This is a genomic window from Pseudomonas bharatica (assembly GCF_048586865.1).
Lineage (GTDB): Bacteria > Pseudomonadota > Gammaproteobacteria > Pseudomonadales > Pseudomonadaceae > Aquipseudomonas > Aquipseudomonas bharatica.
Genome location: NZ_JBMAWR010000002.1, coordinates 297,037 through 321,792 on the forward strand (window position 1 = coordinate 297,037; position 24,756 = coordinate 321,792).

Below are 24,756 nucleotides of genomic sequence, written 5' to 3' on the forward strand. Positions count from 1 at the left end.
CAGATCAGGCCGGCGGCGCGGGCCAGTCGATGCTGTTCGGGTATCCCGGCTGTTCCGGCAAGCGGTTGAGCGCAACGCGGTAGCGCTTCCACTCCTTCAGTAGCGCGGCCTCGGCTTCGGTGGCTTCGTCCAGATCCACTGCATCTTGAAGCGGCGCGATCGCAGCATCGGCAATCGCACGGCGGCGGGCGGTTTCTGCCAGCACCTGTTCCAGTGGATTCGATGTGCCAGGCTCCGGCAGTGGCAACTCGGCCGGCGGCAGATCATCGACGCTGACGTGTAGCGTGAGGCTGTGCAGCAGATCTGCAGGCTCGCCCTCCTTTGCCACGCTCACAGCAAGCACGCCATCGGTGAACGAGGTCGCCACCGATGCGCCGGAGTCGAGCTGATTGATGACGTAGCCCCACCCCTCCGGGGGCGGAGCCATACCCAAAGTGCCGTGCACCAGGTACTGGCCTGGACCAGGGTGATCGACGGTGATGTCTGACTTGCCCAGCGACGTGATGTCGATGATCGAGCCATCGCCTTTGATGTTGATTGCTGCTCTCGTCATTATCAGATCGCCTTCAAGGTGCCGTCTGCGGCACGGGTTGTGTTGCCGTCGTGATAGATCTTGCGCCAAGGGGTGTAGCCCGCCGAGCCAGCCAATGCACGGAACCCGATCTCGCTGGTCGCATAGTCAACGCCGATCTGCGATCCGTAGTTCGCTCCACTGAAGAATGCGGAGAGCTGGATAATCGATCCGTAGCCAGTGCCGAATGTGGGCCGGCCTACCGTGTTGACGTCGTAGCGATGAAAACCGGTGTTGAACACCTCGGAGCCGGATGCGTCGCTGAGACGCGTGAAACCTTCGTTGAAGGTTCGGCCAAGGCCGAACGCACCATACTCCAGGGCATTGCTTGGACTCGTGCCGATCGTCCTTGTTGCTGCAGTGCCCAGGCCAAGAGCTGTCCGCGCCCCGGCGACGGTTGTTGCGCCGGTGCCACCGTTTGCGATCGGCGCCACTGTCACGCTCGAGAGCGGGCCAAGGCTGGCGAGCGCCAAGCCCCACTGCTGGACAATGGCATTTACCTGATCCGCGAGAAGCTTGGGATAGCCCGGAATTGGGACCAGCACATAAGCGCCGGCGGTCACTGTTGCGCTGCGATAAGGCGGCAGGATGGAAAGAACAGAGGCGCTGGCAATGTTGGTAACTTCGTAGATCAGGCCATCTGGCCCAATAAAAGCATCTCCAACTCGGCTGCTCGCGGCAAAGTCTGTTCCGGTCCCGGTTACCGTTGTTTGTCCGGCGGTGATCGCTACCGTACCTTGTTTTGCCCAGGCCATAGGGTTTCCTTTTAAAGTTGATTACAGAGGACGCATCGGGCGCGCAGCGAAGAGCGTGCGGCCATTGGCGCCGATTGGGTTTGTTGGGGATCCGGAATAGTTCGAAGTGTACATTTTCAATATCGAACGGTTGCCCGGAAGAAATCCACCCCAGTTCGATTTAATCGGGTTAGATGTCTGCTCAATGTTGGTCGATGAAAACAATGCATTGGCGAGCACATAGTCTTCGAAGCTTCCAGTCCAAGCCATCCGTGCTGAAGCCGTGTAACCCGCACCACCTTCAATCGGCTCGTTGTCGTTGTAAAACGAATTACTGAACGGTTGGCTGGCAAGCGACACCAAATTTGCCGATGACGTGAAGATCCGGGCACCGGCCGCGTCTGTCACCCTGAGCCCGTAGGCGCCTGGTGATTCACGGACAGCCTGGTATGTCGCCGCGAACCAGCGCATTTTCATGTACGTCGATGTCGTCATGCCGTGGAAACGATAGGCCGACCCAACGTGAGCAAGGCCCCAGCCCGTCCAGTTACCCGGTACTCCATCAACGTAGAACGCGCTCACCATCATGTAGTCTGCCGCATTCAGAAATATCAGCGGCCTTTCATAAGTAGTGATCGGTTCCGGGAACTGATAAGAGAAGTTTGGCGACGGCTGCTCGACACCGCCCGGGACTTTTATCACTCCGAATTCGAAGTTTCCGCTATATCGGATATTCAGCATTCGGTTTACTGGATCAATCTGCACCTTGTTTCCGTTGTTATTTGCACGCAGACCGTAAGTTGTCGGCGTGGCGAAAGGCTCGCCTTGGGAAAGGATCATGACCTGCCATGTGCGAGTGCCCGCAGCGCGTAGTTGTAACTGGCCATCCGTCCAGAATGCTTGCGGGCTCCACGTCCCATCCCAAGATGCTCCCTTGAACAGCGCATCCACTACAACAAATGAGTCGGCCTTGATTTCGGGAATCGCGAAGTACTGGTTGTATGGGCCAGTACCGGTGACTTGCATCATCTTCAGTGAACGGATTGTCGCGATCGAGGTGTCCAGGGTTATGGCCCCGGCCGCATCGCGCGTCCGGAGCCCATACAGATCAGCCATCAGGCAAGCCTCCCCACTGCAGTTCGCTCTATTCCATTCGCGTCGTAGACGAACAAGCCGCCGTTGTTCAGCAGCGTCGATCCATTCGCATCTTGTCCCCGGAGGATGAAAGTGCCGGCGGCGAAGTTGATCTCAAGCAGCGGAAGGCCTTGAGCGTTTGTGGCCGACGAAACGATCGTCATGCCGGCGACGATCTGCTGGATGTACGCAGTGCTGATGATCGCGGTGTTCATGAACACCTGGCCGCCCTGCACAACGAACGGCAGCACCATTTGCCCGCTGGATTCATCGACGATTGCGAAGCGCTGGGCGAACGCAAGAATCTCCGCAGTTTCACCATTGCTACCCAGCGCAAGGCCCGCAACAACCTTTCGGTTCCCGGCGATGGTTTGAGCCTTGATAGTGACTTGGGCATTCACCTTGCCATCCAGGCCGACAACCGCTTGACTAACCTGCTGGACAGCAGCGCTGTTCTGCCCGATCGACGCCTCAAGCGTGTCCGACTTCCTCGCAAGAGCCTCGTTCGTGCCTGCCTGTACACGCACTTCAGATGCAAATGCAGCAGTGGACTGCCACGACTCAATAGCGCCGCGCAGGTCGCCCTCGCCGTCGTCATCGCGACCGATGGTGTGGACCGCCTGCACCGTGGTGCGCAACGCACCGATTGCCTGGTCGGTGTCAGCCTGGGCTTCTTCGACGGCTTGAATCCTGACCGAGCTGTCTTCGAACTCGGACTGCAGCTGATCGATGCGCGATGCAGAAGCCTGGCGGTCGTTTGCCACCACCTGCTCAAGCGTCGTGATGCCGGCCTTGTTCCCCGCGACCTCGGCGTCGAGGCTCGTGAGGTGAGTGGCCACCGCCTCGTTCTTACTGGCCTGCACGCGCACCTCATCAGCGAAGCGGGCAGTCGATTTCCAGGACTCGATCGCGTCTGCGAGATCCCCTTCCCCGTCGTCGTCACGGGCCGAGGCCTGGAGCGCTTGCAACTGGCTGGCAGACGCAGTGACGCGGCCGTCAAGCTCCTGGATTGCGGCGGTATGGATCTGTATCTGCTGAGCCATCGCATCGACCGCCTCGGCGATCGAGCCGACATCCATCCAATAGGCAGGGTCAGGTGGCGCAGCACCAGCAGGCACGGCAGCACGGGCTTGGAACAGTCGCTGGCCCATGCGCACTACGTCGCCAATGGCGTAGGCCTTGGACTCGTCGTACGCCAGCGCATCGGTCAGTTCGTCGATCCGCTCGTATAGCTCTTGCTTCGCCTCCTCCAAGCGATCATTGACCGAGCCAGGCCCGTCGCCAGAGATCTTTTTGATCTCTTCGCGCAGGGACTGGTAAAGCGAGCTCTCGCGGATCTGCCCTTTGAAGTACTCCTCGTATTCAGCGGCGTTGCTGCTCGACTGACCGTTGACACCCACGCCCGCGGGATACCACGGGCCGATGTTCCCGGAACGGTCGATCAGGCGCGCCCAATAGAAGAACGAGGCACCCGGGACAAGCCCATGGATTTCGTGCTCGGCTTGCGGGTAGGCGTAATCACCCAGCTTGATAGCGTCGTCACGGCTAGTCGTCTGACTCTGCCAGATCTCGGTGCGCTGTGTGTCCTCGGCGCCAGCGGGGAAGCCCCAGGAGAGCCGGGTGCCGTAGACCAGCGGGGTGGTTTGCAGGAACGCAACTGCCGGCGGCAGGCCTTCCTTGCCCTTGAGATCGGTCAGCGTGGAGCTGCGCCAGGTTGAAGTGATGTCGAAGCCGCTCACCGAACGCACGCGGGCCAGATATGCGCCAGCATAGATCCCGGTGACATCAACGCTGGTGGTGCCGGTGCGTTGCAGGCGGACCCAATTCCCGTTGTCCTTGCGCCACTCAACGTCGTACGCGACGGCGCCCTCGACCGCAGGCCAGGCGATCGTCATGGTGCTGACAGCGATACCCTGGTCAACCGCGTAGCCGGACGACAGGCTCACGCTCGCCGGTGGTGGCACAGTGGTCACTGGAATCACGCTGATTGGGCGCTCGTCCAGCTTGGCGCCGGTATCGATAGCCGCGAACTTGCCTGGGTTGAACTCCAGGGCCGTGAACTCGTACTCGCCTTCCGTGGTGCGAGTGCGCTCCAGCACCCGGAACAGCTGGACGGCCAGGTCCTCGTAGTCGATCGCCCACTGAAGCTGCGGCTCAGGCTGTAGCGCATAAGCGACAGTCACCGTCACGGCACGGCCCGCCACAGACTCTACGGTGCGACCCTGGGCCGTGCCATTCGGAAGGTTCACGATCAGGCGGTCGCCGGGCTTGATCGGGGTGTCGCGGTCGAGCGTCACCGTGCGCCCGGCAACGGCCGAGATCCTGCCGCCGTTCGGCCTGCCGGCGACGAGCTCGTCGGCAACCGGAATGACGTACCCCGGCAGCACGTTGGCACCTTCCATCCCGGTTTTGAAGGTGACGGTGCGGTCCTGGTTATTGCTCAGCAGCGCCCACTTCCCGCGGCGCTGGGCCTCGCTGGCCCGGGTGCAGCCGATGGCGGATAGCTCGATAGGCCGATCCCGGTACCGGCGTTGCAGCGCCAGGTCGGTAACCGGAATGACGTCAGTGTCGTAGTTGTTCGCCGGATTGTCGTAGCTGACCAGGGCACGGCTGTAGTGCGTGCCGCGCTCGGCTCCGCCGTACACGAAGTCGCCGTCGATGACGTTCGCACGCGTGAAGACATAGTCGATGTCCTGCGCCCGGGGCATGTCGGCCTGCATGAACAGCGCACCCTGGGCCCAGTACACCATCCCGCGGTAGATCGCGGACAGGTCGCGCAACAGCGTCCAGGCCTCGGCCTTGCCCTGCAGGTTCAGATCACAGAGATAGCGAGGCTCCATGCCGCCAGCGCCGTCGGACACAAGCTGGTCGCAATACTGGGCGATGCGGTACATCTCCCACTTGTCCACCATCCAGCTCTGGATGCGCTTGCCCAGGCCGAAACGATCTTCGACGCAGATCCCGTAGGTCGCCCACACCGGATTGTTGGTCCAGGCCTGCTTGAACGTACCGTCCCAGATCCCGCTGTAGGTTCGGGTTTCAGGATCGTAGTTGCTCGGCACTGGCCAGCGGCGGGCTTTGCAATCGACGGTTACGGACGGGGTGTTCTGGAACTGCTGGGCATCGAACTCAATGTAGAGAAGCGCGGTGTTCGGGTAGCGCAGCTTCTGGTCGATGATCTCAGTGAAGCCGGCGACGGTCATGGTGTCGGCGATGGTGCCGCTGTTGGCGTTAGGGGTGATCCGGCGGACGCGGAACATCCAGCCGGATATAGCCGTGGGCAGGTCGACACGCACGGAGCGCTGGTAGCCGTTGGTGGTCTTGCCGTCTACGGCGCCGCGGTAAGCCTCGGCGTAGGCGCCGCCATCGGTGGCTACGTCGATGGCGTACTCAATGCGGTAGCCGTTAGTGTTGCCGCTGCTGTCCTGCTGTGCCAGGCGCGGCCAGGAGAAACGGACGCGCACGGCCGAGAGCTGGGTGTTGCTCAGCGAGCGCACGAACGGGTTGTCGCTGCGCAGCTCGACGTTGGTGGTGGTCTCGCTTTCGATCGCGGGAATACCCTGGATGTAGTCCTGCTCAACAGAGCCGCGGCGCCACTCCCACTTTACCCCGGGGAAATTGACGTTGCCGCTGGCATCCATGATCGGAGTGTTGTCAAGGTAGATATCCCGGTCCGTGGGCGCACCCTCGAACTCACCCTCGCCGACCGCAATCAGTATCTTAGTGATGTTGGTGGACCGGAGGCTGTCGGGTGCCTCTACCGCGGTTTTCGGCTTGCTCTCGCCGCCCTTGGCGCCGGCGACGTCGAGATGAAGTGCTGCGCCCATGTTTCCTCCAGGCAATAAAAAGCCCGCTCGGAAGCGGGCTAGGTGCAATGCGAGTCAGTAGTAACCAAGTGTCTGTAGCGTTCTGGCAAGAGTCAGGACACGCTGCAACTTCTCATCGAGCGGCCCCCACCACTCCTCCTCAACCCATCGACCAGCATCCGATTGGCGCATTGGGGGCATCCAGTCTTTGTGTCGATCAACAACATCGGGAATAGCTCTCGCCAAGGATGATAGCTGCCCTTGAGTAAATCCCTCTTGCTGCAGCGCCATAGCCGTCACCTGCGCCTGGCGATAGGCATCGACGTGAATTGCTGCCGGAGTTAGCTCAGCAACCGGTATCAACTCGGTCAGTGCTGAAGCCAAGCTTTTCAGCTGACCTACCCTTTCCTCAACCGTGTAGTAATGCTCAACCATTATCAATCCTTTCAGGCTATTGGCTCGTGATAGCTGCATCCTACCCAGCCTTCACGATGCCGGCATCAGGCCTTGTCCTCAGCGTAGATCGAGGCCGAAATGATCGCCCCGCCCCACCGGCGCTTGCCGATGCAGATTGGAACCGGGTTGCCGCTGGCCGTGGTGTTCTTCGCGCTGCCGAAGGCGTAGCTCGGCAGGTTCTCCGGGGCGGCACTTTGGGAGAGGCCCTTGGCCTGGGGGCTGAGCATCTGGATCACGCCGCCGGCAGTCAGCGCGATCCCCGGGGCCAGAGTTGCGCCGTTCGTAAACGGGCTAAGAACAATTAGGGCTACTCCGATGATTGTTTGCAGCAAGCCGGCGCGCTTGCTCCCGTGCACAACCGGCACGAATCGCAATTCGGCTGAGCCGCTCCGATCTATCTCCCCCTCGCCAATGTTCCTGCCGTTTTTGAAAATAGCAAACCGGAGCCCGCGCTCTTCAGCTTTTGCGAGCTCTCTGGCGAATCCAGGATGATTGACATCCATAGCCTTGACGGCTTCGCGCACCGTCCCACGATCCAGGAAAAGCCGATGCTCTTTCCCAAAAAGACGGCGGAGAAACCCACATAACACAATGACCGTAGGATTCGGAATCACATGAGCTGCTGTCATGGCTATACCTCCAGAAACAAAAAACCGCCCGGAGGCGGCTTAGGTCATGATCAAAATGACGTGGGCCTCAAGTCGAGACCGCTGCTTGAATCGCCAGACACTCTAAACTTTTGTGACTCTCCGGCCTTGAGCTCTGTAGACGACTCTTTGACCGTTTGGCCAATCCCAAGACCGCATAGGCCGCTACCCATGGGGTCGCCAGACATGCCGACTAGGTGGCGACCCGATGCAACGCCAAAGGTTACGGACTCGCCAGTGGCGATCCGGGCGGCGAGCTTGCCATCGATCAATATGCCGACGTAGCAGCCACCGCCTGCTATCCAGCCCGTATCTCTCGTTACGGTGATAGAGGCATTCGAGTCGGCGGCGCTCTGGTGGATCAGCCGATCCGGTGGCACTGCTTTGGCGCGAGCAGGTGAAACGGGCGACGTTGTGCAGCCAGCCATCGATGCCAGCACTAAGCCCGCAATCAAAATCCGCATAGTTCTCCCTCCCTTGAAAACCCGGACTGTATCACCGAGCATCGCGATGTCGCAGCACCAAGCGCGTCCGGTCGAGCCAAGGGCCGCCGAACACGATGGTTTCTGATGGCCTGCCATATAGGTGGTGCAGGAGAAAGGGGCCAGGCCCAAATACCTCGGCCCGTTCGCCGGGCAGCGCCGGATCACCGCCAAGGTAGATTCCTGCGTGATTCGGGTGCGCCGTGCGCCCTACGGCCATGACGATCATATCGCCACGCTGTGGCTGGCTGACCTGCTGGAATCCGGCAGCCTCGTATGCCTGCTCGTACAGGCTCGGGCCTTCTGCTCTCTCCCACCACCCCTCTTCCCGCGCGTAGGCCGGGAACTCCAGCCCCCACTCCCGCGCATACCAGTCTGCGCAGATCTGCCAGCAGTCCCATACGCCGTGCACGAATGGGCGCCCCAGCAGCGCTGTCTCGCCGATCGGCGTGATAGTGCGCAGGTCGCCCTCCGGCCAGGACAGGATGTGCCAAGGCAGACCGGTGGCTTCGCACATGGCCAGGTCGCGCGGCGACGGCCGGCTGGTCGCATCCGGGTGCGAGTGCACGATGCCGATCACCTGGCCCCGGTCCTCCGCCTCGGCGTACTGCTCCGGCGCAATCCTGAACTCTTCGGTCGGGTCGGTAGCCGTGTTAGTGCAGGGGAAGTAGACCTGCTTGCGCCCTACCGCCAGCAGCAACCCACAGCACTCACGCGGGTACTCTGCCGCGGCGTGCTGCTGCACGGCGGCAAGGATGTGCTTCAGCATCATCAGCTCCTGGCGATAAGGGAGACGGCGGGGAAGCCGCCGAAACTGTTGGGATTGCCCTGGCCGAAACGAATAACGCAGCCTGAGTCCAGACAGCCGTTGCATTGGTCTTTGGCTGGATCGTCGGTCGGGTTGCCGTCGAAGTCGACATAGGGCCCGGTGTAGCCACAGTCAGGCCCCCGGTAGCCATTCGTCATCGCCCAGTGGCAAAGCTGCGTCATCTGCCGGCCAATGGTCTCACCACCGACGTCGCCGGGACTGGCTAACTCCCAGACCACCACGCTGCCGTTCTCCGAGACCTTCTGGTCAAGAAACCAGACCTCGATGCTCTCCTCGGCCGGATCGGCCTCAGGATTACCTTGAGGGAAGTTTTCTGCGTCCAGGTACCGCTTCAGCGTGTGCCGAATGGTTAGCTTGAACTCCAGAAGATCGTCGAAGGCGAGGCACAAGGCGGTGATGCGACCGTTAACGTTGCCGACCGAGAGATTCGGGCGCACCGCGGTACCGTCCGAGTTGGCACTGATCCCCTCGATCTGCATCGGCCAGGCGCCATATTCTTCGCCCTGCCACCAGATCGACTTGGCAGGGAGCTGGTCAGCATCTGCGCCAGCAGCCTCCAGTTCTTCCGGCGTGTGCGGAATCGCGTGCCCGTGGAACCGGAGGATGTCAGCCCCCCAATCCGAGCCGTCGAGTTCGAACAGCAGCACTTCGCTTCCCGGCTCGAGCAACTGGGTATCGTGTGTCAGTGACATGGATGTTCCTTACGGGTGAAAAGCCCGTTCAAAGGTGGCAGCGACCTTGAACTGGTCGCCGCCCAACGGAGTTGGCTTCGGGTCTTTGCAGGTGAATAGGCCCAGCTCACCCAGTGGAGTGGTCCAGAGGAACGCCTTTGCGCCGGCGTGACGATCGAAGAAGTCCATGACATCCTTGGTCCTGGCCTTTCCGCCGGTGATGGTCACCGGGTAGCTGTCTTCCTTGTTGTTGGGGCCATCACCGACCACCTGGCGGTAGCCGTCGCCGAAACGGGACTCCCTCACACGGTACTGGATGTCAGGCGTCTCGCCGCGCTGGGTGGCCCAACGAAACGTTTCGATTGCCATCAGCCTCTCCTGTTTACGTTGCGGTAACTCAGTCCTCCGGGGCGCCAGGAGTCGGCCACCGCCTTTTCAGCAGCAGCCTGCATCTGCTTCTGCATGTTCTGCTGGAGCAGCGCCTGGTCAAGCTCCATGCCCTGCCCGCCCTGATCCTGAGTGCTGATGCTGACAGCCGCGCTGACTTGGATGGATGCTCCACTCGCAGCCTGACCGGAGACCTGCCGAGGCACTGCAAGCGGGGTGACCAAGCCGCCGTCGGCATAACCCCGGGTGTTCAGTGTCTCGAGGTAGTCGAGCATGCCAGGCTGGCTCACAACCTCCCGACGAAGCACGAACTCACCCGCATGGACGATACCGGCAGGGTCAAACTTGCCGCCCTCACCGGTGAAACCGCCATCCGAGAACGTCGGGGTATAGGTCATGCCCGATGACGCACTGCCCAGGCCGTAGTCAAAACCGCTCGAGCCCGCTGCGCTGGCTGCCCCCGAAGCTCCGGACGAGGCAGCGCCCGCCCCACCTCCAAACCAGGCGCCGACAGCGGTACCGGCGATACTCGACAGCAACCCAGATGCGGCTTGGCGTGTCGCGATCCTCGCCATATCCGCCAGGATCGACTTGGTGAAGTCCGAGAACGAGAACTTGCCAGCTATGGCGAAGTTCACGACAGCGTCTTCCATGCTGGTGAAGGCACTGGTGAAGAGCGCCTTCGTCTGGCCGGCAACATCCCTAGCCTGGTCCAGATAGTTCTGGAAGGCGGAGGATGCACCCTTGCGCCAATCGCCCTGCGCGACAGTCATCTGGTCGTAGTTGGCGATGGTGGTTTCCTGCAGATCCTTCTCGGTCTTGCTCAGGGCCGACAGCTTCTGGTTGTACTCGTCGAGGCTCATGCCACGGGAGCCGTCGCCGTACTGATTGGCCAGGTCCAGGCGCTGCTGGTTCATCCGGTCGGTGATACCGTTCTGCTGATCCTGCAGGCCGCGCTGCCGATCACCGAGCCCAAGGCCATCGGCCGAGCGCTGGCCCTGCAACCTCAGCGCCAGGACCTGCTGGTCGAGGGCATCGGTGTAGGTTTGCACTGCCCTGGCCTGCTTGGCCAGGCGGCCCTGTTCGTTGGTCGCCAGCACCGCCAGTTCTGTGTCGGCATCCTTCTGAGCCTTGAGCATGGCAGCGCGAGCATCAGCGATCTTCTGGTCCAGCTGGATGCGCTGCTGGGCACTGGTGGTGCTCTTCCCTTTTGCCTCCTCCAGAGCCTTGATCTCAGACTCGTAGGCGTGGGTGACATCGCCCTTCTGCTGCTCGATGATCGCTGCGCGTTGGGAGGCGTACGACTCCTGGGATATCAGCCCAGCCTTCTGCGCCGCGTCCAGCTCCTTCTGGTGGTTCTTGTACTCAGCCAGAATGGCGCTCAGCGCGTTCTTCTGGTCGTTGAATCCGGAGAGGTCGATTGGGGAAGTCTTTCCGACCTTGTCCTTGTTCCGATCCGCAATGCCCTTGGCCAGAATGTCGTAAGCGCCTCCCGATACTTTGTCACCATCGAAAGACACACCAGCCAATAACGGGCTTTGCTTGCCCGTCTCCCTTGCAGCCTCACGCAAATCAATGAACCGCTGCTTCAGGCCCTGTAGCGCCTTCGCTCTCTTGCGCTCAGGGTTCGCTTGGTCGAGCTGATCATTCAGCTTCTTCTGGAGGTCGGCTTGCTTCTGGATCGCGGCTTCCCCATCCGCACGATCCTGACGTTCTTTGACGCCAGCATCGATTCGCTTCTGGATCAAAGCAATCTCGTCGGTGTACTGCTTTTTCAGGGCGTCTCGTGAGCTATCGCTGAACCAGAACTGCTTGTCTATATCAGCAACCTGCTGCTGCAGCACCTGCATACGGAACTGATCCGGATCAGCCGCAACCCCTTGCTTTAGCTCATTCCAGTACCTGCGCACAGCGCTTGTCGCGTCATCCCAAAGCTTGGCAATACCCCGCGTGGACTCGGATATCTCCTCATTCCGACGAGTCATTTCCTCGGAGACTTCGCCAGCAAGAAGCTTCAGGGCATCCATGTGGCGCCCCTGATCTTCAAGAGCCTGTATCTGATCAAAGGTTGCCAGAGTCACTGCGTGGTATTTGGAGTTGAACTCCAGCGCAAAAGCTGTAACGTCGTTTTTTGCGTCGACAAACATTTGCGCAAACTTGCCGGCGCTCTCGCCGGAGGCAGCGGATAGCTGGGTGGCCGCCCCTGCAACGGCGTCGAATGTCTCGCCCGTAAGCTTTCCCGATCCGACCAGCGCGAGCAATGCCTCGTTGGCTTGGCTGAAGTACTTCCCATTGGCCAGCTTGTTTTGCAGATCAACGAGCTGGAATGATGTTTTGCCTGCAACGCCACCCGTCAAGGCCAGAGCCTTGTTGAATTCGTTCAGATCGCCAATCCCAGCGACTACTGCCACTGCCAGTCCTGTGACCGCTGCTGCGCTCAGTGTAAGCGGGCTGATCAGCCCGGCAATGTAGCCTCCCATCGCCTGTGCAGCCGGCCCGACGCCGCCAAACATGTCCTTGAGCTGCCCGCCCTGCTGCAACAGCACGGTGAGCGGCGCCTGACCGCCCTGCAGGGACACCACGATGTCGGTGAACTGCGCCGGCACGCCGCGTAATGCTGCAGCCGTGGCCTTGGCCGACATGCCGGTCTTGTTCAGCGCGGTATCGGCACCGCCCAAGGCCGCACGCGCCTGGTCGATCTTCGTCTGGTACTCGCCGAAGGTCTCCGCATCGAGCGCGCCACTCGTGCGGAAGCCCTTCAGCTTCTGCTCCATCTGGTCCAGCCGACTCATGGCCGCGATGGTCGGGTCGATCTTGCCCAGTAGCTCCTCGAGCGCCTGGCCTTCTTCCCGGTGAGCGCCGGCGGCCTTCTTCGCCGCCTCCGCCTGGCGCTCTTCCGTGGCGATGAGGGCTTGAGCACGGCTGTTGATGGATGCCTGGCGGCTGGCACTGTCCGATAGAACGGCATTCGCCTGGGCGGTGACCTCGGCACTGTGCTCGGTCGCCCGGTTGAGCGACTGCACGTACTGGCTGGCCTCCAGCGAGGCCTTGGCCACCGCCAGGATCCTTGCTTGCTGCTCGTCGGCGGATTCAGCAGCTCGCCGACCAGCCTGGGCACCGGCATCCGTAGCGCTGGTGAGCGCCTCCTGCACCTTGCCCGCCTGTGCGGCCTCGGCCCGAAACGCACCCATGTTCGCTGCAGCGCTGCTGAATGCAGTGGAAGCGTTGGTGACGGCGCGCCCCACGGTGGCCATCTGCTGTGCCAACTCGGTCTGCTTGGCGTTAAGCGCCTGCAGCTCTTGCACGATCTGCCGAGTATCACCCTGCAGGCTGCCCAGAGCGGTCTCCCAGGCACGCCCGGTTCGCCCGGCCGATTCCTCGCTGCGCTTGCCGGCATCAGTCAGCTGGTCGAGGTTGTCCTTGGCCTCGACAGCATCGCCGGAGTCGATCTGTAGACCGAGAGAGGCAATGGTGGTCATGATCTACTCCATCGATTCGGCCATGACGGCCAAGGCCTCGACCTCCATGACGCGGAGATCGGGAAAAATGTCGGTTAGGTCGCGGCGCTTGATGCCGAGCATCGAGGCCGTTGCGGGTATGGCGGTGTAGTCCAGGCCAGACGCCCCCCCGGAAGCCACCCGCCACTGTGTGCCCAAGGCATCGAACAGGCGGAAGGCTGGCCATGCGTCCGGCCAGACCTCCACCACCTCCTCCTCGACGTCATCCGGCGTCAGGCCCAGCGCCGCCAGTTGCTCGGCGGAGGGACCGCGCTCGTAGCAAGCCCTGGCCGCCGCCCTCAGTTTCCCAGGCGGGCCGGGCTGTAGGCGGCCTGGAACGCATCGATGACCGCCTTCGGTGCGCCGGTGCAGGTGCGCACCAGGTCAACGATGGCCTCAGCACTGAACTCGTCTTCCAGGTCCCAGCCAGTGACGATCTCGCCTAGCTGCTCGGCCTGCAGGGCGATTTCGCCAGTGGTGACCTCCTCCCAGGTTGCCCCGTCGTTCTGGGCCTTCGCTGCCCAGGCGTCCCGCGCCTTGTTCCAGCGATCGAACATCGAGGAAAGGGCCACGCGGTCCATGTAGCGGAACTGGAACTCCACTGGAGCCGGCTCGGCGCCAATGCGCGGAACCTGCACCACAGCGGCGAACGTGGGGTTCTGCGCGATCTTGATCTTCGCCATGAGAACTCCTACGCGCCGGCCAGGTAACGAAGCGGGCGACCGGACAGGCCGACGCTGATAGTGCGCGTCATGATGTTGTTCCGCTCCATGGTCGGAGTGGTGGTGATGCTGACGTAACCCGGGTACAGGATCTGATCGCCGTTGCGCAGCTTCAGGCGGACCACGGTCAGCTCCTTGGACTCGTCGAAGCCTTCGACGGCGCCCACGTAGGCAGCGGCCGGCTGGTCCTCGACCACGATGGCCAGGCTCAGCGGGTTGCGGTTGGTCGGGAACTGGCGGTCGTCATCGTCTTCCAGGTAGCCGACAGTGGCGAACTGCTGCTCACCGCCCGAGGGGGTGAAGCCGGTAACTTTCGAGATCTGCACCCAGTCGGTGACCGGGATCACCGAGCCCAGGCCAGCGCCTGGAGTGTAGATCTCTGCATTGGAGGTGCTGATGCTGCCCAGGCCGAAGCTGTCGGTCAGGGGGTTCACCACGCGCGCCGCGCGGTCGGTGAGCTTGGCCCAGCCGGAGTCGATCAGCACGATATCCTGCGCGGTGAGGTCGTGGCCTACTGCACTCAGCACCGGCGGCGCAGCGTTAGTGATTGCGGTAAAGGGGACGGCGGCCCCCAGGGTCGCGGCGATCTCAACGATAGCGCCGTTCGGCAGCGGGAAGCGTGCGGCCATGGTGTGGTTCCTCTTGAAAGCCCGCCGGGCGGCGGTGGTTATGCCCCAGTGGGCAGGTGGTCCGCGACGCCGCGGTAGCTGATGCTGGCCGGGACCGTGTAGGTCGTCGGCTCGGTAATGGTGGGCCCCTGCTCTACCGGCTGGATGATCAGGCCGTCGAAACCGCCCTGGCTCAGCTCGGAGTCCACCGGGAATAGGTCGGACAGTGCGGCAATCAATGTTTCGGCGGTGCCGAGTGGTGTGCCGGAGGGGCAGATGATGCTCACCTGGTACACGCCGGCGTATTCGTAGGCCTCGCCACCCAGGTAGCGGCAGGTGGTTGGCCCCGGGAGCAGGAACGACCGGAGGTAGGTTTCCCCGGCAGCTGGATCGAACCCCTGCTCGAAGTTCGCCACTCTGATGGGATAGGCCGAGGCCCAGGCCGCCAGTTTGATCTCGATCGCCTGGCGGGCTCGTGCGTGGCTCATGCGGTGACCTCTCTGACGGCCTGCTCGACCATCTGCTGGAAGCCGGCCAGGGTGATGCGGACCATGCCCGCGGGTGCCTGGCCACTGTGGCCATACTCCAGCGGGATGGAGTAGATCAGGTTGTTGACCAGGTAGGCGGTCTGTCCGTAGCTCAGGCGCTGAACGTCGCCGACCAACTTGGCGATGGTCTCGTGGCCGTTCGGGTCCAGGTTGTCGAGGCTGGCATTGGCCGGCGCGTCGACAGTGAACTGCCAGTTGCCCCGGAAGCGCCCGGTGTCCACCGGTGACAGTCGAATCACGGTCGTGCCGATCTCGATCATCACCCGGCGGAACACCTCGTCCATGGCGTCCAGTGTCTGGTCGCGGAACCGCTGCAGCTGCTGGGCGAATGAGCCATTCAAGCCGCCGAAGCGCGACGTCATGTGGTTGGCCATGCTATGCCCTCGCCTGCACTTCGAAGCCGACCGCCAGGCCGGCGTAGTTCCAGGGCTTCACAGCGATGAGCGTATAGGTCTTGCCGCCGAACAGGACCTGATCCTGGGTGGTCGGCTCTGGCAGATCTGAGCCATCGAGCTTCGCCGGTGACACCAGCAGCTTGACGTCGCCTTGCTTAATGCGCGCCCCGTCCACGTCCCTCTGCTCGTAGGTGTCGCGGAATGCCGATCCCTGATGGCTCACTGTTACGGTCGGTGCACCGCCAGCAACAGGGTCGTAGGCGCCCTGCTGCCGCCGTTGCAGCGTCATCTCTGCACCCTTGCCGCCCTTCGAGCGAGGCGCAAGCATGCGCACCGCCAGCGCCCGGCCGCGGTCGTAGATATCGGCCATGAATCAAGTCCTCAGGTGGTAGACCAGGTAGCAGCGGCAGTTTGCGGTCTCGTCGTAGCCAGCCCCCAGGGCCATATCGCCCGGATAACGCAGCAGCGCGCCGCTGTTGGTGCGGAAGGCCTGGCCTAGGATCACGGTCTCGCCGCGCATGTGCCGGTGGCTGTTGCGCACCTTCTCGTCGGCGCGGTCACGCCATTCTTTCTCGATCTTGGAGCGGTCCACCCCCTGGGATACCAGCTGCTCCCATGCCTGGTCGCGCCCGGCGTTGAACGACTCGGCTGCGGCGGTCTTCGTCAGCATCTCGACGTGCGTCTTCAGCAGGCGATCGGAGTACCGCCCGGCGATCTTTTCGACGTCTGCAGCGGCCACTGGCTTACCTGCCTCCATGGCGCGCCGGACGATGCCGTCGAAGCGCCGGTCGCGCCGAGTCCGGGCGAAGTACTTGCGCATCTCGTCAGGGTCGCCGCTCAGCAGCTGCTGCCGGGCATCGACCACGTACTGCGCCATGTTGCCGGGCAGACCCAGCACACCGCCGGTTCGCCTGCCGGTCTGGGGGCTCGTGCGGCCGACCAAGTCAAGGACGGCTTGCCGCGCGGTGCGCTGTGGGCCGCCAATCGTGCGTCGACTGCCCATCACTGCACGGATCGCTTCACGCACACCGTCGACGGATACCTGGCGCACCTTCTCGACCTGCTGGGCGATTCTGGCTTGGGCCTGCTGGGTGGATGGATCGAACTCTTTCCGGCCAATCTCGCGGCGCAGCGTCGCTGGAATGACGATGGCCACAGTCTCGAAGCGGCCACCAGCCAGGAAAGCACCGCGCATGGCTTCAGCGAATGCTGCCAGCGCCCCTAGGCTCAGCAAGGCAACCAGCCCCTGCTCGTCATCCTCGGCAATGAGCCGCTCAACCTCGGCGATCACCGCAGCATCCACTGCGGCGCGGATCGAGTCGAGGTAGGCCTTCTGCATGCCCGGCTCCAGCGCCTCAATGGCCCGCAGGATATCGGCGGCGGTCATACGACATACACCGCCGGCGCCGGGCAGCGCACGACCAGAAGCGGGTACAGCAGCGAATCGATAACTCCGATCACTGGGCGGATGCTGGGGTTACCGTTCTTGGCCACCGCGAACTCTTGTTCCAGGGGGCCGACTTTCTCGCGCTGCACTACCTGGGATGGAACGAAGTCAGGATTCAGGCTGCCGGGAGAGGCCTGTTCACGGGCTGCAGCCTCGTAGGTGGCATGCTCGATGGCAGCCGGTACGACGTCCTCAGGCACCAGGTCGCCCATACGATCCATGGCGCCTGTTCGCGGCCATTGCAGGGTCTGGCCGTAGCCACCTGCCTTCTGGCCAGGGAAGACGTACACGCAGCCAGCGGTAGCGTTGTTCGCCTGCTGGCCGACCATGCCGTCCACATACCCCGATGCCCGCACCAGGGCGGCCTGCTTATCCTCCTCAGTGGCTGCGACCCAAGCGGCATTGCCGCGGGCAGCCAGGTACGCATCGGCGCCGGCCAATGTCCCGTAGAAGTCAGGCATCGTGGTATCTCGAATTGGTGGGCGCCGGATTTGCCGGAACGCCCGGGGTTGTTACGGATGCTTGGCCAACTCGGCCTGCAGCTCTTCCAGGGTAACGTCGTCGCCGACCTGGATGCCCTTCTCTTTGAGCTTGGCGATCGCATCTTCCTTGGCCTTGGCCTCGGCTTCTGCCAGGCGCTTCTGCAGGCTCTCGACGCCGGAGTTCTTGCCCGCATCGATGCCCAGCGCCTTCAACTTCGCCAGGAGCTCGTCCTTGTCGTCGCCGCCGCCGGATGCCTTCGCCGAGTCGCCGTCGACAGTGAGGATGCCGTGCTTGAGGTAGTAGGCAATGATCTTGTGGCCCTTGACCTTGTCCCAGCCCTTGACCTCGACGGTCTGCTGGGGCGCGACCAGTACGCCATTGGGCAGGCCGATGGGGGTGCGGTCGCTGTTGTTGGTTACCTGTGCCATGTCTCGCCCTCCTTACAGGCCGTCGACGTACAGCATTTCTTTCGGACGGCGCACATCGACGCCCCCCAGACGGAAGATGCCGGGCACCTCGGTGCGCAGCGGGCCGGCGATGTACGCAGGCAGGAAGCGGTGCGGCATCGGAATGTGGATCTTCACCACGTTCGGGTCGCGGCGGTAGGCGACCATGCGGCCAGTACCGCCGGCGCCGGCAGTGTCCAGGCCGCGCATTGCACGGATCACCAGCGGGCGACCGGTCTGCGCGGTGTACACGTTCTTGCTCAGCAGCCAGGACAGGATGGTGTCAGTGCCGTTGTCGTTCAGCGGGGTGGTGCTGATGTGCAGGAACGCGCTGTACGGCATCAACAAGGTGTCAGCCAGGCCGGTGTACAGGGTGCCGGCATACTGACCGGCCAGCGCCTTGTTCACATCAGCCAGGATCTGGCCAGGGGTGGCTGCATCCCAGTCACCGGTGGTGGCAGCTGCGGCAGTGACGGTCGGGGCATTGGTCAGGCCGACGAAGCCCTTGCGCGCGTCACCGTAGAGGGCGACCTTGTCGACCATCTCCTCGTAGGCGCGGCGGGCTGCCTCGGCATCGCTTGCCTGCAGGTTCAGGCCGAGCATCTGCGCTTGGCTGACCTCCTCCAGGCCAAAGCCGTAGCCGATACCCGCCATGTGGATGGCGGTCTCGTGCTTGGCCATGTCGGTACCGGCCATCGGGATGTCATCGGCATTGCCGTTGATCCAGTCGGCCTTACCGTACTTGTCCGAGGAATAGTAGGTGACGGTCTTGGCCCACGGGTGGGCGCTGGTGTCGACCGGCACCAGGGTCGGGTACTGGATGTCCGGGTACACGGTCTCGTTGACCTGGCGCTCGATGTGCGAGGTCTGCGAGATCACGAAGCCCAGGGCGGCCTGGGCGTCGAGCAGTTTGTAAGTCATGGTTGGCTCCTATGCCATTGGCCGATTAGGCGGAAGGTGCAGGCACGACGCCGAGGCGGACCTGAGCGACCTGGTTGGCGGCGGTGGTGCTGGTGTCGTAGCGCGCGCCGGGGATCAGCACGCCGCCCAGGGTGACGGGCGAGCCAGCAGCTACCGCGGCCGGCGCGGTAACCCACACTGGGCCTTCGGTGATCAGGCGGGCCGAGTCGTACTGCTTGAAGCCGTTGGCCTCAGCCTGCAGGGAGCGCTCGCGAACGGTGATGCCGACGAACTGAGCCGCGGTGCCGGTGTTCTTGATGCCCTTGTCCTGCACGCCCTGGAACGCCGGCAGGCCGAAGCCGATGCCGTTGGCGTCTTCCACGGTGCGGGAGATCAGGCTCTTTGGCGACATGTCGACCAGCTGGCCGGGGACCGCCGGGCGGATGCTTTCGGAGTAGGTATCTTGAACGGCCATTACTTGGCACCCCCTTTCCAGGCGTCTTGCAGGCGTTGTTCGTAGGCGTCCTGGCCGTTGTCATGCACGTTCTGCGGCTTGTGGTCCTTGTTCTGGAAGTGCTGGCGTACCGGGTCGGTGGCCGCATCCTCGAGCAGCATGTCGAAGCGAGCGTCGATGTAGGCCTCGCTCTTGCCGGCGATGGCTGCATCGCCCAGCTTGCCGATCACCACAGCCTTGCGGATCTCGGCATCGCTCTTGCCGCTGTAGTCGGCATCGGCGATGGATTTGGCCTTGGCGATCAGGTCGCCGCGGGCCTTCACGCGCTCGTCGAGCTGGGCGTCGGTGACCTGCTTGGCTTTCAGGCCATCGATCTCGGCGTCTTTCTTGGCCAGGTCGGCGTCCTTGGCGGCGATCGCGTTTGCGTGTGCAGCCTCGGCGGCGGTCAGCTTGCTGGTTGCATCGGCCAGGCGGCCTTGCAGGGTGGTGATGACAACGGCGCCCTGGTCGGTTACTTCAACCGGGATGCCGTCGACGGTAACCGTCTTCAGGGTCATGGGTTTTTCCTCGGGGGTTGGGGTGTGTTGTGGCCAGGAGTCGCCGATGCTTGCCCGGCTGCCGGCCCGCCCGCGCTGAACGATGGCGATGTGGTCGGCGATGATGTTGGTCTGCTTGGCCTGGTAGGCAGTGCCGTCAGGTGCGATACCGTCTTCCCAGACCAGTTCGCAGCTGTAGCCCACGCTGAGCTCGCGCTTGCCGGCCTGCACTGCGGCTACCGCGTCGCCGTCGGTAATTTTCAGGCCGATCTTCAAGTACTCGCCGTCGCGCAGTACCTCGTCACCCGTTGTGCCCACCGCAACCTGCTTCCAGTTGGCAGAGGTAACCGGCTGGGCCGGGTGGTCGTTGGTCATCGGGATCTTGGAGAACGACTCCAGCGAGCGTTTGGAGAAGACCTCCTTCTCGTCGCGGTAGACGTTGACGACCCTCAGGTCTGGCCGGCCTACCTCCGCCCCCAGGTACTGCTGGATGCCGGTACGCGCGGTGAGCGCAAAAGCTTCCAGGTAGCCGGAGTCGCTCAGCTTGGTGTCACCCAGGCTGACTGTGTCGGTGATGTGCATGGTTTACCTCAGGGCTCGATGTTCGCGGGATCGCCGGGGGCCGGGTCGTCGCGTTCTTCCTCATCCGGCAATTCGCTGCCGAACTCATCCAGCGCAGCCTCCAGGCCGGGCAGAACGCTCTGCTCCACCAGCATGGTGGTGGCCGCCTTGCTCAGCGCCTCTTCTGGCCACAGCTTCGTGTCAACCAGCACCTTGATGGTGTCTGCGGTGCGCTTGCTGATCTCGGAGCGCTCGGTCGCTGACGGCTGCCAGAGCGGATTCCAGATGTAGTGGATCTCGGCGGGCCGGCTGCCCAGGGCGGATCGGAGCAGGCATTCGTCGAGCACCTGCATGGCCGGGCACATCTCAAGCTCTTGGATAGCCTGGATGCGGTCGTAGTAGTTGCGCAGGTCGGAATCGCCAGTGGCGTTCAGGCCCGAGGGCGCCTGCCCGAGTAGCCGGGTAGCCGGGATATCTGCCGCACCCGAGACCCCCTGCAGGAAGCGGTCGATGATGTCGGGCAGCCCGCCGAAGCTGGCGGTCTTGGTCTCGTACTCCTCCTCCTTGTCGAGGAGTAGCGCGCCGTTGATGCCCTTGGCCATGGCGGCCAGGCGGATGCGCTCTAATACCCGCTTTTCAAACCCGGGGTCTTGCAGCTGCTGCATGAAGTCGGGGATCTTGATGACGTCGACCTTCGCCTCGAACACTAGGCTCGCTGTGTTGGCCATGGTCCCGTCGGATTGCTTGATGGCCTCGAAAACGGCCTGCAGCACCGAATCGCCCCAGCCAAACTCATTACCCACGGCCAGCTCAGGATCTGGGTGCTCGGCGCCGATGAAGATCACCAGGCGCGACGGGTGAATCTCGATGGCGCTGCCTGCCAGCCGGTACGCCTTGGGCTTGCCGAACAGCGGCGACTGAGGGTCCTGCTCAAGCTCGGTGGGCGACAGCTGCCGGCGGTTCATCACCGTCAGGTACTTGATGCCTCCGGCCTGGATACGTTCGGGGTTGAGAGGCTGCGAGGTGTCCCGCTCCCCTGTGCCGATGAAGAGAGCCGCCCCGCCGAACAGCCTGGCCCGGGTCAGCGCCTGCTTCACCTTGCCGCGCACACCCAAGCGCTTCTCCTCGGCCTCGATCTTTTCGATCTGCTCCTTGGTGGCCTGCCAGCCCCGCCAGCGCCGGGTGGCGTCTAGCGGCGGGATATCGACGATCTTGCGCGGCAACCAGGCCCCGCGATAGGCGTTGCTTAGCTCGACGTCCGACATGACCACGGGCGCATAGACGGAGCCCGAAGCCTTGTCGCGCTCAGTGCCCAGGTTCGCCACCAGGTTCACCAGCTTGTCGCCGAGGTATCGGATCACGCCCATTAGGAAACACCTGCGAGGGAGTACTTGTTGATTGGGTACTCTTTGTGGATGAAGTAGCCGCCGGCGTCTGGCCGGTGGTCATTGCCCTGCTTCTTGTCGGGCTCGCCGTTGGTGTCCCAGATCTGCTGCTCGAGGTCGTCGGCGTAGGTGGGGCACTTGTCGGCGTTGATGCGGTACCTGCGCTCGCCGGCCGCGTTGCAGAACATCGCGTTCATGGCGTTGATGCGGTCTTTAACAGGCGGGTTGGCGCCGGGCGCCGAGACCATAAACCCGGCCTGCTTGAGAAGGGAGATGTCCGTCTCGCTCGCCTTGACCGATTTTCGAGAGCCGCCTGAGGCGTCGGGATAGACCCGGATCTGCCGGGTGTTCTTGTACTCGCCATCGGCGTACAGCCAGTAGCGCTCCTTGATCTGGCGGATCATGTCAGGCGTGTCGTAGCCGTTTATGATCTCGTCCACCGCGTGCGGCAGGCCCAGGCGCTTCACATGGACGATTGCCGACATCTTGCCGACGTTGAAGTCCATGCCGATGAACAGGGCTTCGCCAGGCTGAATGGTCTCCTGGCTGCCGTTCAGCTTACGGTCGTAGGCGGTGTAGATCGTCCCGGACGTCAGGTTGACGAACTGGCCGTTCAAGTAGGCCATGATCAACTGCTCGGGGTACGAGTCCATCAGCGAAGGGATGTAATCCGGCGGCAGGTTTAGCTCGTTGTCGAACGTGCTGGCCTGCACCAGGCCGTACATGTCGTTCAGCGCCGGCTTCTCGCGCAGCTGCTTCACGAACTGCTGGTATACGAACTTGAACCCCTCGGGGGTCGTCGTCACGTCCACGCCGTTCTTCAGCCCAGGCACGTTGTAGCGCATCCGGGCAATGATCTTGCGCCAGGCGTGTTCAGCCTTCAGCGCGGGTAGAACATCGAGTTCGTCGACCAGGGCATGCCCGATCTTGAAGCCAACGATGGTCTGCGGCTTCTCCATCGAGCGGCAGATGGTCGTGCTGCGGTACTGGCCGCCGCTGTAGAACTCGACCTCCTTGTCGCTCTCCTTCGTCTTGACCTTCAGGCCCCAGTCGAAGGCGACCTCCTCGATGGTAGGGAAGAAGATGTCTCGGATCTGCGGGTAGGTCGGGGCGAAGTAGCCGGAGTCGATCCGAGGCCATTCCCAGACGTGCTTGCACAGCGCCGCGCAGCCAACCCAGGTCTTGCCTGAGCCGAACCCGGCCACGAAGCCGCGGAACTTGTTTTCCATCCGGAGGAAGCTGGCCTGGGGCACGTTAAGTGACGGCATCAGGCTTCCTCGCATCCACCACGTCAACCTGCACCCGGGTGGGCGGCACGTTGTCATGTGGATTCTCGTTCTTGGTCTGGCGGTTCACGTAGACATCGCCGACCTCTTTGGCTGCCTGCTCCAGCAGCTGGGCAGTCAGGGCCATGTTCTTCATGGACTCGGCCTTCTCGGCCATCCTTCCCAACGCACGAAGCCGGAATGCCCGGTTGGCGATAGGGATCTCGGATGTCTCTTCACGGAATCGCTTGCGCGTGTCTTCGAACAGGGTCCGCCAGCGCTTGGCCAGGTCCCGCCCTGCACTCTTGGTCGGGTCATGCGATTCGCACTGCTGGCGACTCACCTCTATGCCGAATTCTTCTCGGACAGAGGCAGCCACCTGTGCGGGGGTATCGAAGCAGGCCAGAGCCTGAACGATAAAGGCTTTCACCTCGTTGCTCAGGGCCGCCATAGGTTCAATTCCGTCTTAGGTCTGTCAAAGGTCAGGCAGACTTGAGCAGACAGGTTCCGCAGGCCCTCGAAATGTTGATCTTGGCCACCTCGGGCGGCTGGCTTGCAGCGTCGATCAGCTGCTGTACGTCGTGGCTGGCACCGTAGCGGCGAACCACACCGACGAACTCCTCGACGTCGTGTCCACGCATCTCCAGCTTGGGCATGCCGTCGTCACCGAAGGCCGGAGCACCGTACTTATCGGCCTTGTGCGCGATGTGATACAGCTCATGCTCGACTAGGGCGCAGAACTCGGCATCGGTGCACTGGGCGCAGTAGTCCGCCGCCAGGGTGATGAGGAACTGAGGCTCCTCACCGAACCACTCTCGCATCTGCTGTTCCTGGCGCGCCTTCTGCCATCCACCGGCCCGGAACATCACCTGCTCGGCTTGGCCCAGCACAGTGCGCCCTTGCTTGGCGAATGACTGGGATGCCCACAGCACCTGCACACTGGCATCCAGCAGATGGGCATGGTCGGGGTTATGCAGGCTGCCGGTGTCGGCCAGGATCTCGGCGTTGATCCAATCCCAGACCTCTGGTGCCGGTCGCAAGGTGAGGAAGACGTGGTCGAGCAGATCAGCCGGAGGGTTCGGTCTGCTCATGCTCACTCCCGCGCCACGAAACGGCGCACCTCTGTTTTGTGGCGCGAATTACTCGACCGGCTTGCAGTGGTCGCACTGCAGGTGCCGGCAGATCCAGCGCTTCACGCGCGGCCAGTAGGTCAGCATGAACATGTGCCGCATCCCCGCTAGGGCCAGCGAGACCATCAGCGTGGCCCAGGCCGTGTTGGCGGTGAAGAACATGCGCTCGGACCGGGCCAGTATGGCGTAGCCGCTGATGGCGATGATCGCGTACAGCACCTTGCCGATCACCCCATCCCGCACCTTTCCGCTCAGCACGCACCAGGTCGCCCAGATGGCGATGAGGCCGGCCGCGATGGCGTTGATGTATTCGTATGTCATGAGCTAGGCCCTCCGAACTTGGACCTGATGACAGACCATAGATCGGCGGCTTTGATCGCTCGGTTGATGGCGGCAATGAGAGAACCGCCGAAGGTGCCGAGAAGAAAGCCAACGCCCGCAACGCTGCGGGGCTCGGTGATACCGAAGTAATTGCTGACCATCCCGGTGAGGTAGTGGGCACAGGCCATACCGGTGAACAGGAAGAGCAGCCAGGCCTTTCGGTCGGTCAGGTCGTCCTTGTGCCACCGGGTCGCGACCAAGGCCCCCAATAGGCCCGCAATCATCCAGTCGAACTTCTCGAGCAGTCGGTGGAAGAACTCCATGCTCGACCTCTCGCTGTG

28 protein-coding genes are annotated in these 24,756 nt (G+C 62.8%); all 28 read right to left on the reverse strand.

What is annotated here, in order from left to right:
• Positions 1–4: 4 nt before the first annotated feature.
• On the reverse strand, positions 5–553 hold the full coding sequence (locus ACKLLE_RS03785; protein WP_420056910.1) for a tail fiber assembly protein: 549 nt from the start codon (positions 551–553) through the stop codon (positions 5–7).
• 2 nt (positions 554–555) lie between these two features.
• Positions 556–1,326: a hypothetical protein gene (locus tag ACKLLE_RS03790; protein ID WP_420056911.1), complete on the reverse strand. Its 771-nt coding sequence runs from the start codon at positions 1,324–1,326 to the stop codon at positions 556–558.
• Between the two features lie 21 nt (positions 1,327–1,347).
• Positions 1,348–2,421, reverse strand: a complete 1,074-nt coding sequence (locus tag ACKLLE_RS03795; protein WP_420056912.1) for a hypothetical protein — start codon at positions 2,419–2,421, stop codon at positions 1,348–1,350.
• On the reverse strand, positions 2,421–6,266 hold the full coding sequence (locus ACKLLE_RS03800; protein ID WP_420056913.1) for a TipJ family phage tail tip protein: 3,846 nt from the start codon (positions 6,264–6,266) through the stop codon (positions 2,421–2,423). Before ACKLLE_RS03800 ends, ACKLLE_RS03795 begins: the two co-directional genes overlap by 1 nt.
• Before the next feature lie 54 nt (positions 6,267–6,320).
• Entirely contained in the window at positions 6,321–6,680 is a 360-nt protein-coding gene (locus ACKLLE_RS03805; RefSeq protein WP_420056914.1) for a hypothetical protein, read from the reverse strand.
• A 65-nt stretch (positions 6,681–6,745) separates the two neighbouring features.
• The gene (locus ACKLLE_RS03810) at positions 6,746–7,330 is read right to left on the reverse strand and encodes a tail assembly protein (protein WP_420056915.1); all 585 of its coding nucleotides are present in this window, start codon (positions 7,328–7,330) and stop codon (positions 6,746–6,748) included.
• A 513-nt stretch (positions 7,331–7,843) separates the two neighbouring features.
• Positions 7,844–8,599 carry a C40 family peptidase gene (locus ACKLLE_RS03815; protein WP_420056916.1) on the reverse strand — a complete coding sequence of 252 codons (756 nt, stop codon included), beginning with the start codon at positions 8,597–8,599 and terminating at the stop codon, positions 7,844–7,846.
• A 2-nt stretch (positions 8,600–8,601) separates the two neighbouring features.
• Positions 8,602–9,351: a phage minor tail protein L gene (locus tag ACKLLE_RS03820; RefSeq protein ID WP_420056917.1), complete on the reverse strand. Its 750-nt coding sequence runs from the start codon at positions 9,349–9,351 to the stop codon at positions 8,602–8,604.
• A gap of 9 nt (positions 9,352–9,360) precedes the next feature.
• Positions 9,361–9,699: a phage tail protein gene (locus ACKLLE_RS03825; RefSeq protein WP_420056919.1), complete on the reverse strand. Its 339-nt coding sequence runs from the start codon at positions 9,697–9,699 to the stop codon at positions 9,361–9,363.
• Positions 9,699–13,196: a phage tail tape measure protein gene (locus tag ACKLLE_RS03830; protein ID WP_420056920.1), complete on the reverse strand. Its 3,498-nt coding sequence runs from the start codon at positions 13,194–13,196 to the stop codon at positions 9,699–9,701. The genes ACKLLE_RS03825 and ACKLLE_RS03830 overlap by 1 nt, the downstream gene beginning before the upstream one ends.
• Positions 13,197–13,199: 3 nt before the next feature.
• Complete coding sequence (locus ACKLLE_RS03835; RefSeq protein ID WP_420057063.1) at positions 13,200–13,517, reverse strand: DUF1799 domain-containing protein; 318 nt, start codon at positions 13,515–13,517, stop codon at positions 13,200–13,202.
• The gene (locus tag ACKLLE_RS03840; RefSeq protein ID WP_420056921.1) at positions 13,514–13,897 is read right to left on the reverse strand and encodes a phage tail assembly chaperone; all 384 of its coding nucleotides are present in this window, start codon (positions 13,895–13,897) and stop codon (positions 13,514–13,516) included. The genes ACKLLE_RS03835 and ACKLLE_RS03840 overlap by 4 nt, the downstream gene beginning before the upstream one ends.
• An 8-nt stretch (positions 13,898–13,905) precedes the next feature.
• The gene (locus ACKLLE_RS03845; protein WP_420056922.1) at positions 13,906–14,565 is read right to left on the reverse strand and encodes a phage tail protein; all 660 of its coding nucleotides are present in this window, start codon (positions 14,563–14,565) and stop codon (positions 13,906–13,908) included.
• 38 nt (positions 14,566–14,603) lie between these two features.
• Positions 14,604–15,032: a phage tail terminator-like protein gene (locus tag ACKLLE_RS03850; protein ID WP_420056923.1), complete on the reverse strand. Its 429-nt coding sequence runs from the start codon at positions 15,030–15,032 to the stop codon at positions 14,604–14,606.
• Entirely contained in the window at positions 15,029–15,466 is a 438-nt protein-coding gene (locus ACKLLE_RS03855; protein WP_420056924.1) for an HK97 gp10 family phage protein, read from the reverse strand. The genes ACKLLE_RS03850 and ACKLLE_RS03855 overlap by 4 nt, the downstream gene beginning before the upstream one ends.
• A 1-nt stretch (position 15,467) precedes the next feature.
• Positions 15,468–15,857 (reverse strand): hypothetical protein, encoded by a 390-nt coding sequence (locus ACKLLE_RS03860; protein WP_420056925.1) that lies wholly within the window; start codon positions 15,855–15,857, stop codon positions 15,468–15,470.
• 3 nt (positions 15,858–15,860) lie between these two features.
• A complete protein-coding gene (locus ACKLLE_RS03865) occupies positions 15,861–16,874 on the reverse strand; it encodes a hypothetical protein (protein ID WP_420056926.1) in 1,014 nt (337 codons plus the stop codon).
• Positions 16,871–17,395, reverse strand: coding sequence for a DnaT-like ssDNA-binding protein (locus tag ACKLLE_RS03870; protein WP_420056927.1), 525 nt, complete (start codon positions 17,393–17,395; stop codon positions 16,871–16,873). Before ACKLLE_RS03870 ends, ACKLLE_RS03865 begins: the two co-directional genes overlap by 4 nt.
• Before the next feature lie 51 nt (positions 17,396–17,446).
• Positions 17,447–17,845 carry a hypothetical protein gene (locus tag ACKLLE_RS03875; RefSeq protein ID WP_420056928.1) on the reverse strand — a complete coding sequence of 133 codons (399 nt, stop codon included), beginning with the start codon at positions 17,843–17,845 and terminating at the stop codon, positions 17,447–17,449.
• A 12-nt stretch (positions 17,846–17,857) separates the two neighbouring features.
• Positions 17,858–18,784, reverse strand: coding sequence for a DUF2184 domain-containing protein (locus ACKLLE_RS03880; RefSeq protein ID WP_420056929.1), 927 nt, complete (start codon positions 18,782–18,784; stop codon positions 17,858–17,860).
• A gap of 25 nt (positions 18,785–18,809) precedes the next feature.
• Entirely contained in the window at positions 18,810–19,238 is a 429-nt protein-coding gene (locus ACKLLE_RS03885) for a structural cement protein Gp24 (protein WP_420056930.1), read from the reverse strand.
• Complete coding sequence (locus ACKLLE_RS03890; protein ID WP_420056931.1) at positions 19,238–20,335, reverse strand: DUF2213 domain-containing protein; 1,098 nt, start codon at positions 20,333–20,335, stop codon at positions 19,238–19,240. The genes ACKLLE_RS03885 and ACKLLE_RS03890 overlap by 1 nt, the downstream gene beginning before the upstream one ends.
• An 8-nt stretch (positions 20,336–20,343) precedes the next feature.
• Positions 20,344–21,681 (reverse strand): DUF1073 domain-containing protein, encoded by a 1,338-nt coding sequence (locus ACKLLE_RS03895; protein WP_420056932.1) that lies wholly within the window; start codon positions 21,679–21,681, stop codon positions 20,344–20,346.
• The gene (locus ACKLLE_RS03900; protein ID WP_420056933.1) at positions 21,681–22,967 is read right to left on the reverse strand and encodes a terminase large subunit domain-containing protein; all 1,287 of its coding nucleotides are present in this window, start codon (positions 22,965–22,967) and stop codon (positions 21,681–21,683) included. Before ACKLLE_RS03900 ends, ACKLLE_RS03895 begins: the two co-directional genes overlap by 1 nt.
• Entirely contained in the window at positions 22,954–23,415 is a 462-nt protein-coding gene (locus ACKLLE_RS03905) for a DUF2280 domain-containing protein (protein ID WP_027919797.1), read from the reverse strand. The genes ACKLLE_RS03900 and ACKLLE_RS03905 overlap by 14 nt, the downstream gene beginning before the upstream one ends.
• Positions 23,416–23,446: 31 nt before the next feature.
• Positions 23,447–24,055 carry a putative metallopeptidase gene (locus tag ACKLLE_RS03910; RefSeq protein ID WP_420056934.1) on the reverse strand — a complete coding sequence of 203 codons (609 nt, stop codon included), beginning with the start codon at positions 24,053–24,055 and terminating at the stop codon, positions 23,447–23,449.
• A gap of 48 nt (positions 24,056–24,103) precedes the next feature.
• A complete protein-coding gene (locus ACKLLE_RS03915) occupies positions 24,104–24,415 on the reverse strand; it encodes a hypothetical protein (RefSeq protein ID WP_420056935.1) in 312 nt (103 codons plus the stop codon).
• Positions 24,412–24,738 (reverse strand): hypothetical protein, encoded by a 327-nt coding sequence (locus tag ACKLLE_RS03920; RefSeq protein WP_026034491.1) that lies wholly within the window; start codon positions 24,736–24,738, stop codon positions 24,412–24,414. Before ACKLLE_RS03920 ends, ACKLLE_RS03915 begins: the two co-directional genes overlap by 4 nt.
• Positions 24,739–24,756: the final 18 nt, after the last annotated feature.